The 14,080-nt window shown below is 43.7% G+C and carries 15 protein-coding genes; 8 read left to right on the top strand and 7 right to left on the bottom strand.

Annotated features, from left to right (window positions below; all coding sequences use genetic code 11):
* Positions 1-142: 142 nt before the first annotated feature.
* Positions 143-379, bottom strand: a complete 237-nt coding sequence (locus tag CLV42_RS18490; protein ID WP_106603410.1) for a VF530 family protein — start codon at positions 377-379, stop codon at positions 143-145.
* A gap of 159 nt (positions 380-538) precedes the next feature.
* Here CLV42_RS18490 and CLV42_RS18495 point away from each other — a divergent pair, with 159 nt between their 5' ends.
* Positions 539-1,228 (top strand): SEC-C domain-containing protein, encoded by a 690-nt coding sequence (locus CLV42_RS18495; protein ID WP_106603411.1) that lies wholly within the window; start codon positions 539-541, stop codon positions 1,226-1,228.
* Positions 1,229-1,334: 106 nt separating this feature from the next.
* On the opposite strand, the gene CLV42_RS18500 is transcribed toward CLV42_RS18495, so the two are convergent.
* On the bottom strand, positions 1,335-1,787 hold the full coding sequence (locus tag CLV42_RS18500) for a YfbK domain-containing protein (RefSeq protein ID WP_106603412.1): 453 nt from the start codon (positions 1,785-1,787) through the stop codon (positions 1,335-1,337).
* Positions 1,766-1,948 carry a hypothetical protein gene (locus CLV42_RS18505; protein ID WP_106603413.1) on the bottom strand — a complete coding sequence of 61 codons (183 nt, stop codon included), beginning with the start codon at positions 1,946-1,948 and terminating at the stop codon, positions 1,766-1,768. The genes CLV42_RS18500 and CLV42_RS18505 overlap by 22 nt, the downstream gene beginning before the upstream one ends.
* A 118-nt stretch (positions 1,949-2,066) precedes the next feature.
* Here CLV42_RS18505 and CLV42_RS18510 point away from each other — a divergent pair, with 118 nt between their 5' ends.
* The 3 genes from CLV42_RS18510 to CLV42_RS18520 all read left to right on the top strand — a co-directional run bounded on the left by CLV42_RS18510 (position 2,067) and on the right by CLV42_RS18520 (position 3,936).
* Positions 2,067-2,447 (top strand): DoxX-like family protein, encoded by a 381-nt coding sequence (locus tag CLV42_RS18510; protein ID WP_106603414.1) that lies wholly within the window; start codon positions 2,067-2,069, stop codon positions 2,445-2,447.
* Between the two features lie 8 nt (positions 2,448-2,455).
* Positions 2,456-3,193: a DUF2071 domain-containing protein gene (locus CLV42_RS18515; RefSeq protein ID WP_106603415.1), complete on the top strand. Its 738-nt coding sequence runs from the start codon at positions 2,456-2,458 to the stop codon at positions 3,191-3,193.
* An 89-nt stretch (positions 3,194-3,282) separates the two neighbouring features.
* Positions 3,283-3,936 carry a class I SAM-dependent methyltransferase gene (locus CLV42_RS18520; protein ID WP_245901685.1) on the top strand — a complete coding sequence of 218 codons (654 nt, stop codon included), beginning with the start codon at positions 3,283-3,285 and terminating at the stop codon, positions 3,934-3,936.
* A 417-nt stretch (positions 3,937-4,353) separates the two neighbouring features.
* Here CLV42_RS18520 and CLV42_RS18530 read toward each other — a convergent pair whose 3' ends face one another.
* Together CLV42_RS18530 and CLV42_RS18535 are read right to left on the bottom strand one after the other, a co-directional pair.
* Positions 4,354-5,091 carry an SDR family oxidoreductase gene (locus CLV42_RS18530; protein ID WP_106603418.1) on the bottom strand — a complete coding sequence of 246 codons (738 nt, stop codon included), beginning with the start codon at positions 5,089-5,091 and terminating at the stop codon, positions 4,354-4,356.
* A gap of 61 nt (positions 5,092-5,152) precedes the next feature.
* Positions 5,153-6,031: a helix-turn-helix domain-containing protein gene (locus tag CLV42_RS18535; RefSeq protein ID WP_106603419.1), complete on the bottom strand. Its 879-nt coding sequence runs from the start codon at positions 6,029-6,031 to the stop codon at positions 5,153-5,155.
* A gap of 293 nt (positions 6,032-6,324) precedes the next feature.
* Here CLV42_RS18535 and CLV42_RS18540 point away from each other — a divergent pair, with 293 nt between their 5' ends.
* From CLV42_RS18540 to CLV42_RS18555, 4 genes are all read left to right on the top strand, one after another.
* Positions 6,325-7,221: a sensor histidine kinase gene (locus CLV42_RS18540; protein WP_211303482.1), complete on the top strand. Its 897-nt coding sequence runs from the start codon at positions 6,325-6,327 to the stop codon at positions 7,219-7,221.
* Positions 7,218-7,901 (top strand): LytR/AlgR family response regulator transcription factor, encoded by a 684-nt coding sequence (locus tag CLV42_RS18545; RefSeq protein ID WP_106603421.1) that lies wholly within the window; start codon positions 7,218-7,220, stop codon positions 7,899-7,901. The genes CLV42_RS18540 and CLV42_RS18545 overlap by 4 nt, the downstream gene beginning before the upstream one ends.
* Before the next feature lie 12 nt (positions 7,902-7,913).
* Positions 7,914-9,602 carry a CocE/NonD family hydrolase gene (locus CLV42_RS18550; protein WP_106603422.1) on the top strand — a complete coding sequence of 563 codons (1,689 nt, stop codon included), beginning with the start codon at positions 7,914-7,916 and terminating at the stop codon, positions 9,600-9,602.
* Positions 9,603-9,684: 82 nt separating this feature from the next.
* Positions 9,685-11,349: an ArnT family glycosyltransferase gene (locus tag CLV42_RS18555; RefSeq protein ID WP_106603423.1), complete on the top strand. Its 1,665-nt coding sequence runs from the start codon at positions 9,685-9,687 to the stop codon at positions 11,347-11,349.
* Positions 11,350-11,438: 89 nt separating this feature from the next.
* Here the strand turns inward: CLV42_RS18555 and CLV42_RS18560 are convergent, their stop codons facing one another.
* Together CLV42_RS18560 and CLV42_RS18565 are read right to left on the bottom strand one after the other, a co-directional pair.
* Positions 11,439-12,299 carry a 2OG-Fe(II) oxygenase gene (locus CLV42_RS18560; RefSeq protein WP_245901686.1) on the bottom strand — a complete coding sequence of 287 codons (861 nt, stop codon included), beginning with the start codon at positions 12,297-12,299 and terminating at the stop codon, positions 11,439-11,441.
* 153 nt (positions 12,300-12,452) lie between these two features.
* The gene (locus tag CLV42_RS18565) at positions 12,453-14,075 is read right to left on the bottom strand and encodes a RagB/SusD family nutrient uptake outer membrane protein (protein ID WP_106603424.1); all 1,623 of its coding nucleotides are present in this window, start codon (positions 14,073-14,075) and stop codon (positions 12,453-12,455) included.
* Positions 14,076-14,080 lie beyond the last annotated feature (5 nt).

The following is a 14,080-nucleotide window of genomic DNA, read 5'->3' on the forward strand; positions in this document are numbered from 1 at the left end:
AGGGTTATAGGGACCATATTCTTAGTTGTGTAAAATCACAAGAATAATAGTGTTTCGATTCTAAAGTAGAAATATTTTATGAGATTATTTCGGGTATTATCGCATCAGCGGGATTTTATAGGTGCAGACTGCGGCTCAATAGCTATTTAAACTTTCCCTCCCGTAAAGCGGCTTTATAGAAATCTTCTACTTTGGTCCTTGCCCAGGGTGTTTTACGAAGGAATTTTAAACTGGATTGTATGGAAGGGTTGCTGATAAAACAATTGATCCGGATCTGGTATCCCAGTTCATCCCATCCGTAGCTATCTACAAGTTGTATAAGGATCTTTTCCAGTGTTATTCCATGTAATGGATCTTTTGATGTATTCCCTGCTTCCATATGATGCCGTTTGCATGGCAAAGATACAGTTTATACAGCTGTTTTTTTGTTTGCCCAATATTCCCCCGACTTCACTAATTTTGCCCTCTATTACAGCGCCGAAGAGGCCAGTCAGGCTTATGCGGCACTTTTATATCACTTTAAGGTTGTTGAACGAGTATGATAAGTCCAATTGAGATTACCGGTCCGGTCCAGCGACTGATCGACAAAATCGGGTCAGAATATGAACATGAAATTGTCCCCATTAAGCCAGATCCTGCGGCTACTCCAGGGAACTGTTATTTTAATGTACAGGATAAAGTGGCTAAAGACGGTGGAAACCTCGTCTATGGATGGGCTGTCTGGTTAAGCGATTTCATATGTGAAGGCGAACACCATGCGGTATGGGAAGACGAGGACGGGAACCTGGTTGATGTTACACCGCCGCGTGTACCGATCGACAAGCTATTGTTTATTCCTGATGACAGATTTGCATACGAGGGAAAGCATATCGGGAGTATCAGGAGCAGTATTGTAGATAATCCGTTGGTAGACCATATTATTCTATTGGCTGAAATGAAGGATTACCTGCTGCGGTTTGCGACTCGTGTGGGCAACGAACAGCATCATTTCAATACATTTAACGGGAATATCTACACGCATTATGATACTTTGTTCAATAATGCAGTGCTCTTTTTCAGAGAAGGAGGGAAGCTGGGAAGTCCCTGTTATTGCGGAAGTCTGAAACCATATAGCCAGTGCCATGGTAAAAATCTGCCGGCTTCTATTGAAAAGGTGAAGGATACTGTCGTGAAGATGGATGATCTTGCAAAGGAGGGAAAAGAGGGTGAGCAGTCGCAAGAGGGATAAGATTTTATGCTGGCATTGGAATAGCCGGGAATAGAGGAAGCCGTCTCCATAGCGTGGAGACGGCTTCCTGTTTTATCACTCAGTAGATAAGTATCAGTTTTCCTATTTACTCACTTTTATGATCAGATGTTGAAGTGTTGTCGATACTAAGCAGCATCGCTTTTTTAATCATCTGTATAAACTCTGCTCTATATCCTTCAGTATCATCGCCTTTTGCTTCCTGTGCCAGTAATAGCGCACTCCCATAGGTCGCCTGGCCTTTATGTGCGGAATTTCTAAGCAACAATCCAAATGTCGCTACAGCTGCTGCCATCCTGAAGTCTTCAGTCGCCTGCCGGATGTCTTTTATTTCCCATGGCATCACGTTAGTCAGCAGTTTACTACTACCAGCCTTAGGCTGTTTATAACGCAATTTCACTGTAAGCGCTTCGCCATCGTAGCCGGCAGAGAGAGTTTTCTGCTGATACTTCAGCGCATCAACGGCAGGTTTGCTTTCACCGGGTTTACTGCCAGTGGGGATGATTTCATATAATGCTGTTATGGTATGGCCAACGCCCATATCACCGGCGTCTTTTTTATCGTGCCCTTGATCTTCACAGGGCCTCCTACAATAGGATCCCGGGAGCTATCCATCACAATTCCCTGAATAGTGTGTTGGGCATGTAGGTGCAGGCTTATTAGTCCCGCTAGTAGCAGGAGACAGTATTTTACTTTACTCATTCAAAATCGTTTACGAGATGATATAGGGATGCTGATTTTTGCATAAACATATAAAATAATATGTTTTGTGCAAAGTCTTATTATGTATCTTCATGGCCTATGAAATCCCACTGTCAACATGCGGAGCATTTACACTCATAAGATACTGACTTACTTTATTGGACTAATCTGGCTGGTAAACGGCCTGGTATGTAAAGTCCTTAACCTGGTTCCCCGGCACGAACAGATTGTAGCCCGGATATTGGGTGGCAGGTATTCAAGGACATTGACAGTAGCGATTGGATTGTCGGAGATCGGAATGGCCGTTTGGGCACTGAGCGGGATAAAATCAAGGTATAATGCAATACTGCAGATGACCGTTGTGGGGACAATGAATATCCTTGAGTTTTTTCTTGTCCCGGATTTGCTGCTTTGGGGCAGATTAAATGCCCTTTTCGCATGCTTGTTTGTCCTGACTATCTATTATACCGAATTTAAGCTAAATCCACATCAGACATAAATAGCTATATGTTCTCTGGTCTTAAAAATCATCCCTTTGCTGTTGAGGCATTTTTCGAGCATTCAATAGTATTGACTTTTGCTGTGGCAAAAGAACAATTAAAACCGCTGATTCCTGCTTGCCTGGAGCTTGATACATTTGATGATAAATATGGATTTATCGCAGTGGCTATGGTGCAGACAAAGCAACTTCGCCCGAAGGGTTTCCCCGGATTTATGGGCAATAGCTTCTTTTTAATCGGATACAGGGTATTTGTCAGGTATACTAATAAAGCAGGTAAGCATCTGCGTGGCTTGTACATCCTCAAGTCCGAAACGAATAAAAGAAAGATGGAAATCCTTGGAAATATCTTTACTCACTATAACTATACAACCACTGATATTAAGCAGGTAGAGTCAGGGGATATAAGATTATTTGAGTCTGTTAAGTCGAATTTCAAAGTATCCCTGGATATTGCTGAAGGAGAGGTACCATTGCCGGCAGCATCACCATTTGCTGATTGGAAAGAGGCACGGCGATTTGCAGGCCCGCTTCCGTTTACGTTCAGATTTGATGCAGAACGGAAAGATGTCCTGATCATTGAAGGCGTGAGACAAAACTGGACACCCAGACCGATAAAGGTGCTGGACTATCGTTTTTCATTTTTTGAGTCTCTCCGGATTGAAGGTGCTGTACTTGCCAATGCTTTCATTATCAGTAACGTTCCTTACTATTGGAAAAAAGGTAAACTGGAAACATGGCAATAAGAAGAACTCCGTGTCAGGGTGTGCTCAACATTATCAGGTTCAACTGGCATTTCTATGTAATATCCTTAATTGCAGTCATACTTACCACTATGGCAGCTGCTTATTTTAAGGGGTTTCCTGTACTTTATTTAATACCTGGTTTGCTACTGGCGCCTATTATCACTTCTTTGTTGATATCATTCTATATCTATGATCTTTCTGGTCTGTATCATTTAAATTGGATAAATAATACAACAGCAGAACGCCTGATTGTAAATATCCATGCAGGTTTTGATGAAACAAGTCTCTTACTTGGAAACAAGTATAAACATGCGGAACTGCGGATAATTGATTTCTATGATCCACAGAAACATACAGAAGTTTCAATCAAACGGGCGAGAAAAGCTTATCCGCTTCTTCCGCAGACGATACCCGCTGACGCAGATAAACTGCCAATTGAGGATGCCTCAGCAGACAAGATATTCGTTATTTTTTCTGCACATGAAATACGAGACGAGGTAGAAAGAGCAGATTTTATTAAAGAACTTGCCAGGAGCATAAAGCCCGGAGGAGAAATATATCTGACAGAGCATCTGAGAGATACAGCGAATTTCATCGCTTATAATATTGGCTTTTTACATTTCTACACAAAGAAATCATGGTTGGAACTTTTCAGTAAAGCTGACCTGCGGCTTAAGCAGGAGATGAAGCTTACCCCTTTTATTTCGACTTTTATATTTTCAAAGGATGATAATTCATTTTAGAATAATAGGATCCCTTTTGATCGTATTGGCATTTAGTCATGTGGTATTCCCTGGATATTTCAACTGGCGTGAAGAACTCAAGCCACTGAGTTTGATCAATCGACAGATAATGACTATCCATACATTCTTTATTGCACTTGCTGTCTTTCTTTTGGGCTTGTTGTGCCTGACTTCCGGCAATGAGCTTATTAATACTCGCTTTGGAAGGAGGATATCCCTGGGTATGGGAGTATTCTGGATAATCAGGCTTTTTATTCAGTTCTTTGGATATTCATCGGCTCTCTGGAAAGGGGAAAGATTTGAAACTATTGTACATATTGTGTTTTCGCTGTTATTTGGATATATGAGTATCGTATTTTTTATGACATATGTTTTATAAAACACTGCCGGAGATGATGTTTCCGGCAGCGTTGATTTTTACCAGGGACATTGCTGAGGTGCAGGAAAATATTCCTCACTAAAAAATCCTCCTGTTGGCCCATCATTCCCTATCATTGCATATTTAGCAATTCTTTCTCCTGCTTCTGCTGCGGTACTTGTGCCCTGGTGGTTGGTAAAGTCGGTTTGCGTCCATCCCGGACAGACTGCATTCACCTTAAACGAGGTATCCCTGAGTTCGTAAGCAAGGTGAATAGTGTACATATTCAAGGCAGACTTGGACGACTGGTACATAGCATATCTCGTTGGATAGTTGCTATTGGTCAGGTCTGCCGCCAATGTGAGTGATGCCATACTGGTGCTTACATTCACAATGCGGGGTGCTGTTGCGTTTTTCAGTAAACCAATAAATGCCTGTGTAACGCGGATGACCCCGAACAGGTTGGTTTCATATACTTCCTGAAATTGACCGACAGTGGACTCGATGGCAGATTGCTGAAATGCGCCTGAAATGCCTGCATTGTTCACCAGTACATCCAGTACAGCTGTTTTTTCACTTATTACCTTATGGGCTGCAGCAACCGATTCCGGATTAGTGACATCCAGCTGTATGGCTGTGATGTTATTGATTCCCTGCGATTGGAGATGCTGGGCTGCAGATAAACCTTTTTCCAGGTTACGGCTACCCATATAAACAAAATAGCCGTTTTGTGCAAGTTGTTTCGCTACTTCTAAGCCAATGCCTTTATTGGCGCCCGTTACTAATGCTGACTTCATTGTTGTTATTATTTGAAGCAAAACTAGCAGTCAGAAAAACGGCGGGCAGGGACAAATCATTTTATTTATGGGACAAATCGCGTAGATCTGTCAGATATGTGCTGACACTCTTGCCAGTACTTTTTTTGAAAAGCCTGGAGAAATAGCCCGGATCATTAAAGCCCAGGTCATAGGCCAGCTCTTTTACCGAAACATCGGAGTATTGCAGCTTCCGTTGCGCTTCCTGTATTAGCCGGTTAATGATCCATTCTTTGGGAGAAAGACCTGAGAACTCTTTTACAATATTATAAAGGCTGCTTGTAGTCATCGACAACTTTGCAGCGATGGTATGTACATCGTGTTGCTCTGTCAGATGCGTTTCCACGGCGAGTTTAAATTCTATATATTTTGAAAGCCTTGAGCCGGAGATAATTTCGTGGTCTGTATGTTGGAAGTAGGCCTTATTAAATTCGAATAACAGGATATTTAAATAGGTTAGAATGACTTCTACATTTTTTTGCTTTTCAGGAGAATGAACCAGTTGAAATAGAATATTAAAGATGGCTTTTACTCTTTGTTTGGAAGCCGGATCGAAAGCGATGAGGCTTGAATTCAATGGATTGTGCAGGAAAGGGTAGGATTGCGGCAGGAGTGCCAATAGGCTTTCATCAAATCCGAAGTTATTATACCGGTTGTTCTTGTTTTTCGGTGAATTGTCGAAAATCTGATTAGGAAAGCCGCAGACCATCTGACTATCGGACAGCGTGATATCCTGTGAATCCGCATGATAGGTGGCTGTCCCCTGATCCATAAAAACAAAGTAATAGAATGCCAGCTTATGTGGTTGAAGTAAGATCTGCAAAACGTCTTCAGGGATGGCAATTTTACAGTTTTCGTTCAATGTAAGCGGTAATTTATTGTGATGCTTAAACTTACTCAGTAGTCCTTTGGTTTCTTGCATTGGTCATCAATTGTCAGTGTTCCTGGCAAAGATATGTCATACCGCATGCAGTTGGTGAATTTTATCTGGCGCGGCTACCTCGTTCATCACCCGGTTTGCTTCGCTTATGTACTTTGCCGGCTGACATATGCCAGAAATGTATTTCCTTTGAATACAGCATGAAACGACTCTCATTATATTGGAAATGTCAACTGGCTGGATGGTCAGCAGCTTCGTTATACTGGGCGTACACCGGATGGCGGGGACAAGGGTTTCTGTGGTCGCTGGGGATATTATACTTTATATCGGATGTCGTGTTGTATATTTTACTGACGCATACTTACCGTAATATGGTGCTACGGCAGGGATGGCACCGTTTGTCATTGCGACAATTGTTGCCAAGGATTATTCCCGCGGATCTGCTGTTGGGAGTTCTTTTTATGATCACCACTATCGGTAAGATCTATCTGTTACGGGAGTGGGTGACGGGATTTGTACCCCCTTTCCCGGTATTCTTTGAAGAGAACTGGCTGGCTGTTTTAATGGCAGGGTTGCGGTTGATGACGATCTGGGTATTGGCATATCATTTATATCATTACGCACAGCGGGAGATCACCATTGCAAAGGAGAACGCGCGTTTGGAAGTGATCTCTAAAGAAGCGCAGCTTAACAGTTTATCTGCGCAGTTAAATCCGCATTTCTTTTTTAATTCCCTTAATAATATCAAGTCATTGATCATTGAAAACCCCATGGCTGCAAGGCGTGCCGTGGATTTGCTGGCAGATTTGTTGCGGTCATCACTCTATGGCAGGGATAAGATGCTGGTGACATTAGGGGAAGAAATGGACCTGGTGAAAGACTACCTGGAGTTGGAGAAACTGAGACTGGAAGAACGTTTGGAGGCACAGTTGTCTATAGATGAAACTTTGTTGGATCAACAGGTGCCAAGGTTATGTATTCAGACATTGGTAGAGAACGCGATCAAACATGGGGGAGGAACGATTGTGATAGAAATAAGCAGAAAGGGAGAGTGTATTGCTGTCCGGGTGCAGAATCCCGGAAAGTTGGATACAGGAAAGTCTTCAACAGGACTGGGCTTGAAGAACCTACGGGAAAGGATGCAGTTACAGTATCCGGGGCAGGGTGTTTTTGCTATCAATGAGCATAGCAATGGAATCATTTTAGCCACCCTTTTAATTCCTTGTGTATGAATAGGATCCGTGTGATCATTATCGATGATGAGCGTGCAGCGCGCAATGAAATGAAAAGGTTGCTGGCGCCTTATACGGAGCTGGAGGTGGTGGGAGAGGCAAAGGATGCGGCAGCAGCCAAAGTACAAATAGAACTGCATCGGCCGGATCTGATCTTTTTAGATATCCGTATGCCGGGTGCATCAGGCTTTGATCTGCTGGAATCATTGAGCGAGGTGCCGGAGGTTATTTTTATGACGGCCTACGATACCTATGCCGTGCAGGCTTTTGACCTCAACGCATTGGATTACCTGATGAAGCCTGTTCGTGAAGAGCGTTTTACCAGAGCGATTGAGAAGGCGTTGAATAAGATAAAGGTGGCAGACCGGCGTGTCTTTATCAGAGATGGGAATAAATGCTATTTCATTGAGGTTGGGAAATTGCGTTTGATTGAGTCTGCGGGCAATTACGTCTGCCTGTATTTTGAAGATAAGAAAGTATTGATGAAACATTCCCTCAGCCAACTGGAAGAAAAGTTTGGGCTCTTCCGGATCAACCGTACACAACTGGTCAACACCGATTATATACAACACGTTTATCCGCCGGTGAATGGCAGGATAAAGATCACACTTCACACCGGCGAGCAGCTGGAGCTGTCTGACAGGCAATCTGTCAAATTCAGGAACAGCGGCCGCTTCTAATCAACAACAAATATGAAAAGAATTTTTCGGCTGGTACTGCCATGGCTGTTGCTCAGTCATGCGGCATGGGCACAGTATTTAATTCAGGATAGCATCCTGCTTAGAACACCAGATGGTGCAACATTATCGGTGATGGTGGTCAGAAAGAAAGATGTGAAGGAGCCACTACCTGCCGTGTTATATTTTACTATTTATAGTAACCCTGCGCGATACCTGAAAGAGGCAAAGCTGGTTGCAGAGCGAGGTTATGTCAGCGTAACGGCAGAGGCAAGGGGCAAACGTCTGAGTCCGGATGCCGTTGCTCCTTATGAACATGAGGCCAGGGATGTAAACGTGGTGATAGACTGGATCAGTAAACAGCGATGGTGCAATGGGAGCGTAGGGATGTATGGCGGTAGTTATACCGGTTTTGCACAATGGGCAGCTACGAAGCATTTACATCCTGCATTGAAGACGATCGTGCCTTATGTGGCAGCAATACCAGGACAGGGTTTGCCGATGGAGAATAATGTTTTCCTGAATGCTAATTATCAGTGGGCGTTCTATGTGACCCATAATAAGTATCTGGATACGGCGGTTAATAATGATTGGCAGCGGTGGCAAAGAATGCGCAATACCTGGTTCGCGACAGGTGCAGCTTATCGTAGTATCGATAGCATTGACGGTGAGCCTAATCCATTGCTGCAACGTTGGCTGCAACATCCTGCTTATGATGCATACTGGCAGGCAATGGTGCCTTATAAAGAAGACTTTGCCCGGATCAATATTCCTGTGCTGACGATAGAGGGCTATTATGATGATGGACAAATATCGGGTCTGCGGTATATGCGCGAGCATCTTAAATACAATAAGCATGCAGTGCATTACCTGATCATCGGGCCATATGATCATTTTAGCACACAGACGGGCGGGAAGGCCGTGCTGCGCGATTATACAGTAGATACTGTTGCGCTGATAGATACGCGGGAAATCACGTTCCAATGGCTCGATTATATATTGCGGGGAGGTCTTAAACCTGCTATACTGAAAGACAAAGTCAACTATGAAGTGATGGGTGCCAATAAATGGAGACATGCACCCTCGCTGGAGGAAATGAGTGATACGACATTGACATTTTATTTATCTGACAATCATCAGCTGGTGAATAAGAAGCCCGTGCGCCGGGAATCTTTGTTACAGACCGTAGATCTGGCGGACAGAGGAAGTTTTAATAATGACTACTATCCTGACCCGATCATCCGCAAGCAGCTTCGGCGACAGACTGGCTTGTATTATATCAGCGAGCCGTTTGATGCGCCTGTAACCGTGAATGGTGCTTTTTATGGGAAGCTCAGGTCGGTGATCAATAAAAAGGACATGCATATAGGCGTTACTTTGTATGAGGTGACACCTGATGGGCAGTATTTTGAGTTGTCCTATTTCTTAGGATGTGCGAGCTATGCAAAAGACCCTACACACCGGCAGTTGTTGCAGCCGGGTAGGGTAGAAGATATTCCTTTTACAGAAACCAGACTGGTGAGCCGCCAGCTTAGTAAGGGCAGCCGTTTACTGGTGATGCTGGATGTTGATAAGAATCCATTTGCTGAGATCAATTACGGTACAGGAAAGGATGTTAGCCGGGAGACAATAGCAGACGCTGGCGCTCCTTTGCAGATACACTGGCAGAATGATAGTTATATCTGCGTACCCATTGCACGGTAGGGATGTAACAGATTTAATGATTTGCTAATTTGTAAATGCTGGCATTGGAACATATATTTGTTCGATACAATCATTTACGTACATGCGCACACCCAAGCTATCTACTATTCTATTATTAGCAGCGTTTGCTGCGCTCTTTTTCATTCCTTTCCTGGGGTGGGTTCATTTGTTTGATTGGGATGAGATAAACTTTGCCGAGTGTTCCAGGGAGATGTTGAAGTTGGACGATTATAGCAGGATCTATGTCAACTTTAAGCCATTCTGGGAGAAACCGCCGATGTTCTTCTGGATGCAAAGTATCGCCATGAAGATATTTGGGATCAATGAATTTGCAGCACGTTTTCCTAATGCCATCTGCGGGATCGTTACCCTTGTTGTGCTGTACCTTTGTGGTACGAGATTGTACGATAGAAAGTTTGGCCTCCTCTGGGCACTTGCATTTGGGGGCTCGCTTTTTCCTAATATGTATTTCAAATCCGGTATTATTGATCCGTGGTTTAATCTGTTTACCTTTCTGTCGCTGTACTACTTTGTTTTGTATAACTGGAAGAAGAATGGATTTGATAAAGAAGGGCTGAATAAAAAGCCGATGTATTATGCTGTCTGGTCGGGTATCTTTATGGGATTAGCCATTCTCACAAAGGGACAGGTAGCTTTGATGGTTTTCCTGTTGGTGCTGGGCGTCTATCTTATTTATAATAAGTTCAGGTTCTTTTTTAACGGGTGGCATGCGCTTCTATTTCTGATAGTCGCATTTCTGGTTACCTCGTCGTGGTATGGATATGAAACAGCCAAGAACGGGCCCTGGTTTATTACAGAGTTTTTAAAGTACCAATACCGCCTCTTTTCCACTCACGATGCGGGGCAGGCAGGTTTCTTCGGATATCATTATGTGGTGCTGCTTATCGGATGTTTTCCGGCTTCTCTTTTTGCTATTCCTGCTTTCTTTAAAGCACGCTACAACAGCAGGTATGAAAGGGATTTTAAGATCTGGATGTTACTGCTGTTCTGGGTAGTGACGATTTTATTTACGATCGTACAATCGCGCATTATTCATTATTCCTCTTTAGCCTGGTTCCCGGTTACTTTCCTGGCAGCCTATTCATTTTATAAATGGGACAGAAAGGAGATGAACTACAAGAGATATGTAGGCGTATTGACAACGATAATGGGTAGCATCATTGCATTGGTATTGCTGGCTGTTACGGTGATCGCATTAAATATCAAACAACTGATCCCCTATGTGCACGATACATTTGCGCAGGCAAATATGGCCGCTGATGTACACTGGAGTGGTTGGGAAGGTATTGTGGGCATCTTAATGGTGGTAATTGTTATAGTAGGAGTAAGGCAGTTGCGCAGGCATGCATTCATGAAGGCTGCGACCACTTATTTTGTGGGAACAGGCCTTGTTATTTTTCTGGCGGCGGCGATCATCGTTCCTAAAGTGGAACAATATTCACAGGCTGCGGCTATTGAATTTTTTGAGCAAAGACAAGGGGAGGATTGTTATGTAGCCGCATTAGGTTATTGGAGCTATGCACCTTTCTTTTATACGCATAAAGAAAAACCAACGAATCCGAATTCTTATAGAGAAGCATGGTTGCTGACAGGAGATATTGATAAACCCGTTTATTTTGTAACAAAAGTAGACAGGGTAGATAGCTATAAACAGTATAGCTCGTTGAAAGAGCTGTATCGCAAGAATGGATTTGTGTTTTTGAAGAGAGAAGTAGGGGCTAAATAATCGCGGAGTCCGGTTTAAAATAATAATGAAAAAGGCGTTGAAGTAAATCTCAACGCCTTTTTCATTATTATTTTAAACCGGTATTCTTTTTACTTTTTACGGGAAAAGAACCGCAGCACTTTACTCACAATTTTATCGTTTGCGCCAAGCATGCCTTTGATATCTGTATAAGTGGCCACCATGAAATTATCCAGCTTCACCCTGAATTTCTTCTTTTCTTCTCCGGGGCGTACCATATAGTGGGTAGCTCTGCGGAAAGGCTGGGCTTCTTCGGTATAATAATACAAAGCGATGGATCTTCTGTAGCGATCTTCAGGGCAGGTAGTCGGCACCGGATGGCCATGGTAAGAGTCAGCATCTGTATTGAAGATAACACAGCGATTAAACACAGGTAATACTTTCCTCTCGCAAGCCTGCATTTTCGTGTCCCACAGTTCCAGGTTACCACCATATTCTTCCGGCCAGTCTTTGTTGAGGTACACGAGTACATTTACGCGCCGTTGCCAGTGACGATGGTGCGGATGTACCGTGAAATCGGCATGGATATTAAGATAGCCATCTTTTTTGGATTGGTGTATACCGCCTCCTTCAAGAAGATCATCTTTAATAAGACCTTTTATGCCGGTCAGCGTGCTGAGGAACTTAAGAAATTCCGGAGAGTTTAATTCATTAATGGTCCGCTTGATGGACGCCGGTAACAGATCGAGCTTATTCAGCCCAGCCTTGTTTTCGTTATAATGAACATAATTGATCCATCCATCATCCTCATTCAATTTATCAAACTCCTGACCGCATGCTTCCAATACGTCCGGGTTCAGGAAATTCTCTAATACAATATGCGGATAAGGACTGGCACCCTGGTATTCGTCGCTCAATGATGGAAGCTGGTTATTCCAGTAGGCATAATCAAATAGTTGCGTGTTTTCCCTTATTTCTGTGATGGCTTGCACTTTTGAATTTTTTAGACAAGACTTAATGGACACATAAATGTAACGGAAAATGTTATTTGTACAAGGCCAGCAATCAGTCTTAACAAAATGGTAGCATACAGAACAATATGGTCAGAATAATGGCATCCATATCATATGTTCAGTACGGTATTATTACCATTTCGGATTCTGCTTCATTGCCGGATTACCATTGATTTCTACTAAAGGAATAGGCCAGAGGTAGTCGCGTTCCGGATCGAATATTCTGTTCTCCACGATAACCGGCTGGTTGGTGTTGGGATTGATAGCACCCATTGCCGGTCCTTTCAACACTTCTTCACCTATTTTCCAACGGCGTATATCAAAGAGGCGGGTGCCTTCAAATGCCAGCTCTACTTTTCTTTCCCGGCGGTATAATTCGCGCATTTTTGCCTGTGTATTATACACAGCAGTATTTACCTCAGGCATGCCTGCCCTGTTGCGGATCTTGTTGAGATACAGCAGCACATCCGGATTTTGCCAATCGTCTGATTCCACCAGTGCTTCTACATAACTGAGCAATATTTCAGCATAGCGGGTGATCACAAAGTTTAGTGTACCGGCATTATTGCGGGACACGTCTTTGGCGTCGAGGTATTTCTTTACCCAGAAACCAGTTTGTGTAGATTGTGTTGCTCCGAGCTGGTCTACTGATCCTGCAGTGAAAGGGTCCAGCAGACGGTTGACAAATGTTTGTCCGGGGAAAAGCACACTAGCCGCCAGCCTCGGATCCCGGTTGTTTTTGTACAGGGGATTTTTCCAGTACCAGGTCAGACTGTCGGCTCCCAGCTCCTGCAGTGTCTTGCCTTGCAGTGTTTCATAAGTATTTACCATAGCGGCGGTAGGACCGTTACAGGCTTGCCCGGACAGACTTTTAGGCGCCAGTCTGAAAAAGGCACCGGAGTTACCGGTACGGCGGAAGAGAATACGTTCCTTATTTTCCAATGCATCATAGGTGAATAGTTGCGCATAACTGTTTACGCCAGGCGTGGTACTGTAGTGCAGGTCATATACACCCAGGCTAATCAGCTTCCTGGCGTATTCGATCACCTTCGGATAATTTTTTATGCTGAGGAATAATTGCACCTGCATGGCATAACAGGCGCCTTTTGAAATGCGGTAAGCATCACTGCTGGGATAGGAGGCAGGTAGTATTTCCGCGGCAGAATCTAATTCGGCAGCAATGAAATTTACGACTTCTTCCTGTGTATTACGTGGTACCGCCGTGCCTTCCTGGGGATCCAGGCTTTTACGCACAATAGGTATGGGACCAAAGAAAAGAAACAGGTTCAGGTGTGCCCTTGCCCGCAATGCCCTTGCCTCTGCAGCACGTTGTTCTTTGACCACTGCATTTTCCATGTAGACGCGTGAGTAGTTTTCCAGGATACGGGAAGCATTACGTATGTCTTTATAATTCTGACGATAAGTATCAGAAAGATAACCATCCGTCGCTGTAACTGCTCCCAGCGGATAACTGTTCCAGCTACCGAAATTGGCCCGGAATACTGATTCGTCTGTTATACCGCTCATATGTATGCGGCAGTTTGCCTGGTAAGAAGAAGAAGTGAGCAAAGCACCGGGCGACATCTGATTATTGTAGATCACTTCCAGGTAATTGAAAAGGTCGGACTCCAGCCTCCACCATTTTTCATCGGTGGTAGCTGTGGGATTGTCCCTGTTGAGGTAATCTTTGGAACAGCCCCAAAGCAGGACCAGCACCAGCAGATAGGGGAATATTTTTTTATGAGTATGTTTCATAAGTC

Source organism: Chitinophaga ginsengisoli (assembly GCF_003014595.1).
GTDB lineage: Bacteria > Bacteroidota > Bacteroidia > Chitinophagales > Chitinophagaceae > Chitinophaga > Chitinophaga ginsengisoli.

What these genes read in the sequence shown, in the direction of transcription:
- CLV42_RS18535 (WP_106603419.1), bottom strand. Translation starts at nt 6,031, where the DNA reads ATGCAAGAAACCAAAGGACTACTGAGTAAGTTTAAGCATCACAATAAA.
- CLV42_RS18505 (WP_106603413.1), bottom strand. Translation starts at nt 1,948, where the DNA reads ATGAGTAAAGTAAAATACTGTCTCCTGCTACTAGCGGGACTAATAAGC.
- CLV42_RS18520 (WP_245901685.1), top strand. Translation starts at nt 3,283, where the DNA reads ATGGCAGCTGCTTATTTTAAGGGGTTTCCTGTACTTTATTTAATACCT.
- CLV42_RS18530 (WP_106603418.1), bottom strand. Translation starts at nt 5,091, where the DNA reads ATGAAGTCAGCATTAGTAACGGGCGCCAATAAAGGCATTGGCTTAGAA.
- CLV42_RS18545 (WP_106603421.1), top strand. Translation starts at nt 7,218, where the DNA reads ATGAATAGGATCCGTGTGATCATTATCGATGATGAGCGTGCAGCGCGC.
- CLV42_RS18565 (WP_106603424.1), bottom strand. Translation starts at nt 14,075, where the DNA reads ATGAAACATACTCATAAAAAAATATTCCCCTATCTGCTGGTGCTGGTC.
- CLV42_RS18490 (WP_106603410.1), bottom strand. Translation starts at nt 379, where the DNA reads ATGGAAGCAGGGAATACATCAAAAGATCCATTACATGGAATAACACTG.
- CLV42_RS18510 (WP_106603414.1), top strand. Translation starts at nt 2,067, where the DNA reads ATGCGGAGCATTTACACTCATAAGATACTGACTTACTTTATTGGACTA.
- CLV42_RS18495 (WP_106603411.1), top strand. Translation starts at nt 539, where the DNA reads ATGATAAGTCCAATTGAGATTACCGGTCCGGTCCAGCGACTGATCGAC.
- CLV42_RS18515 (WP_106603415.1), top strand. Translation starts at nt 2,456, where the DNA reads ATGTTCTCTGGTCTTAAAAATCATCCCTTTGCTGTTGAGGCATTTTTC.
- CLV42_RS18500 (WP_106603412.1), bottom strand. Translation starts at nt 1,787, where the DNA reads ATGGGCGTTGGCCATACCATAACAGCATTATATGAAATCATCCCCACT.
- CLV42_RS18550 (WP_106603422.1), top strand. Translation starts at nt 7,914, where the DNA reads ATGAAAAGAATTTTTCGGCTGGTACTGCCATGGCTGTTGCTCAGTCAT.
- CLV42_RS18555 (WP_106603423.1), top strand. Translation starts at nt 9,685, where the DNA reads ATGCGCACACCCAAGCTATCTACTATTCTATTATTAGCAGCGTTTGCT.